The sequence below is a fragment of the Achromobacter sp. UBA5777 genome (assembly GCF_002418565.1).
Classification (GTDB): Bacteria; Pseudomonadota; Gammaproteobacteria; order Burkholderiales; family Burkholderiaceae_B; genus Achromobacter; species Achromobacter animicus.
The window spans coordinates 1-2,680 of the sequence record NZ_DIEJ01000166.1 but is presented as its reverse complement, the minus strand read 5'-3'; the positions used below and the strand labels follow the sequence as shown (position 1 = coordinate 2,680).

Genomic DNA, 2,680 nt, shown 5'->3' with positions numbered 1-2,680 from the left:
GGCGCGGGCAAGTCCACGCTGATGCGCACGCTGGCCGGGTTGCACCGGCCCGCGCAAGGCGGCATGCACCTGCAGGGTCAGGAGCTGCACGGTCTGGCCGCTGACCGCATCGTGGCGCGCGGCCTGGTGCTGGTGCCGGAAGGACGTCAGGTGTTTCCGGGACTGAGCGTGCTGGACAACATCCGCCTGGGCGCCTTCCTGCATCCGCAGGACCGTGAGGCGCGGGTCGAGGAAATGCTGACGCGCTTTCCGCGGCTGCGCGAACGGCTGCACCAGCGCGCGGGGCTGCTGTCGGGCGGTGAACAACAGATGCTGGCGATCGCGCGCGGCCTGATGGCCAAACCCGTGATCCTGCTGCTGGACGAGCCGTCACTGGGCCTCGCGCCCAAGATCATCGACGAGCTGTTCGATGCGCTGGACCGGCTGCGCAAGGAGTCGATGACCATCCTGCTCGTGGACCAGATGGCGGCGCTGGCGCTGTCACTGGCCGACCGCGCGTACGTGCTGGAATCCGGCCGGGTCGCCGCGCATGGCGCTGCGCAAGACATTGCGAAGGACGGCGCGCTGGCGCGCGCTTACCTGGGGGCTTAGCAGACCGGGTGAACCTGGTCGGCCGCCTGGTAGGACGGCCGCCGAAAGCACCTTGAGTGGCCGAGAAAACGGACCCTCAGGGCGCCCAACCGCCTCCGCGGCCATCACGCAGCGTCCGCCCCCAGACGCGCGCCCGCGCGCACGATCCCGCAACGCTTGTGTGCGCGCATCACCACGCCGACTTCGCTGTTCAGCACGCCGTCCAGCTCGCCCAGCCGCCGCGTCACCACGTCCCACAGATGCAGGCTGTCGCGGCACAGCACGTGCCAGAAAAGCTGCGACGCGCCGCTGGTGCCGAACAGGCAGCGGGTGTTGGGATCCAGCGCCAGATGCGCGGCCAGCGCGTCCACCGTTTGCGGACGCACCTGCACCGAGATCACCGCTTCCACCGGAAAGCCGACCAGCGCAGGCTCGACTTCCACGCGAAAGCTCAGCGCCCGGCGCTCCACCAGGTTCTGCAGCAGGCGATGCGCGGTGGGTTCGCTGACGCCGGATCGTTCGGCCAGCTCCGCCAGGCTGGCGCGGCCATCGCGCATCAGATGCGACACCATGCGCTGCTCGGGATCGGTCAACGCTGCCGGCGGCGACAGCAGCGGCGCGTCCACATCGCCGCCCGACGCCGGCTGAATGCGCCATTGGCCCGCGCGCCGGAACGGCCGCAACACCAGGCGCGCCTCCACGTGTTCCACCCCGTCGATGGACGGCAGCACGTGGGTCACCACGTCTGGCATATCGGCCGCGTCGGCCAGCGTCAGCTCGGCCATCAAGTCGGCTGAACCGGCCAGCGTCACCACGAGCTGGCTGATGTCCAGCTTTGCGAGTTGATCGGCCACCTCCGGCACCCGGCCAGACCGGCAGCGCACCCAGGCATGCAACACCACGCCGCGGCCGGTGGCCAGCGGATCCGGCTCCGCAATGACGCGCAGCGCGTCCGCGTCCATCAGGCGCTTGATGCGCCGCGCGACGGTTCGTTCAGCGATGCCGGTCGCCGCGCCCAGCTCGCGCCAGGACGCGCGAGGCTGCGCCTGCAGCGCGACGAGGCACGCGAGATCCGTGTCGTCCAACGCGGCGCTTAGGGAATTACCCTTACTTGACGTGACCATATTCATTAATCTAACGTTCGCGCATTGATAAAAACACAAAATTTACCGGTCTATTTGACCAAAAAACAAAACACAGTTTGAGGACGTCATGAGCAGCACATCCGCAACCTTGCGCGCGGCGCAAGGCGCAAGCGCCCCGCCCGTTTCGCGCGGCCGCACGATTCTGGCCGGTAGTGTAGGCAATGCGGTGGAATGGTTCGATTGGACCATCTACGCGTCGTTCGCCATTTTCTTTTCCAGCCAGTTCTTCCCGCCGGGCAACGAAACCACTGCCCTGCTTGCGACGTTCGGCATCTTCGCGGTGGGCTTCTTCATGCGTCCGGTCGGCGGATGGGTGCTGGGCATCTTCTCCGACCGCTATGGCCGCAAGGCCGCGCTGGGCTTGACGATCCTGATGATGGCAGGCGGCTCGCTCATCATCGCCATCACGCCCACCTACGCCACCATCGGCATCGCCGCGCCGCTGCTGCTNNGCGCGCCTGCTGCAAGGCCTGTCGCTGGGCGGAGAGTATGCCTCGGCCACGACCTTCCTGGCGGAAATGGCGCCGCCGAACAAGCGCGGCTTCTATTCCAGCTTCGTCTTCTTCAGCGCCGCGGTCGGCATCCTGGCCGCCTCCGCCGTGGGCTGGATTCTGACCACCGTGCTCACCAAGGCCGACATGGGGGCTTGGGGCTGGCGCATCCCGTTCCTGTTGGGCGCGCTGGGCGGCCTGGCCGGCATGTGGATCCGCCGCGCCATCCCGGAAACTGAAGCCTTCTCGCACGCCAAGAAGGCCGGCGTCGAAAAGCAGCCGCTGCGCACGCTGCTGCGCGATCATCCCCGCGAAGTGCTGCGCATCGTGGGCTTTTCGGTGCTGACCACGTTCGCGTTCTATATCTTCGTAGCGTACGTGCCCACCTACGCCATCCGGCAGGTCGGCGCCGACCCCAAGACCGCGTTTGCGGCCAACACCGTCGCGCTGATCGTGTTCATGCTGGTGCAGCCG

The 2,680-nt window shown here is 67.5% G+C and carries 2 protein-coding genes and 1 pseudogene; 2 read left to right on the top strand and 1 reads right to left on the bottom strand.

The features are described 5' to 3' along the window. On the top strand, positions 1-591 hold a 591-nt coding region (locus B3446_RS13255; RefSeq protein WP_291381661.1), incomplete at its 5' end, for an ABC transporter ATP-binding protein. Positions 592-695: 104 nt separating this feature from the next. On the opposite strand, the gene B3446_RS13250 is transcribed toward B3446_RS13255, so the two are convergent. Continuing rightward, entirely contained in the window at positions 696-1,700 is a 1,005-nt protein-coding gene (locus B3446_RS13250; protein ID WP_291381659.1) for an Lrp/AsnC family transcriptional regulator, read from the bottom strand. Between the two features lie 82 nt (positions 1,701-1,782). Between B3446_RS13250 and B3446_RS13245 the strand changes: the two are divergent. Then, positions 1,783-2,680: pseudogene (locus B3446_RS13245) on the top strand (MFS transporter); the annotation flags it as partial.

Bases quoted from the DNA above. Each gene is read 5' to 3' on its own strand.
- B3446_RS13250 (WP_291381659.1), bottom strand. From the start codon at position 1,700: ATGAATATGGTCACGTCAAGTAAGGGTAATTCCCTAAGCGCCGCGTTG.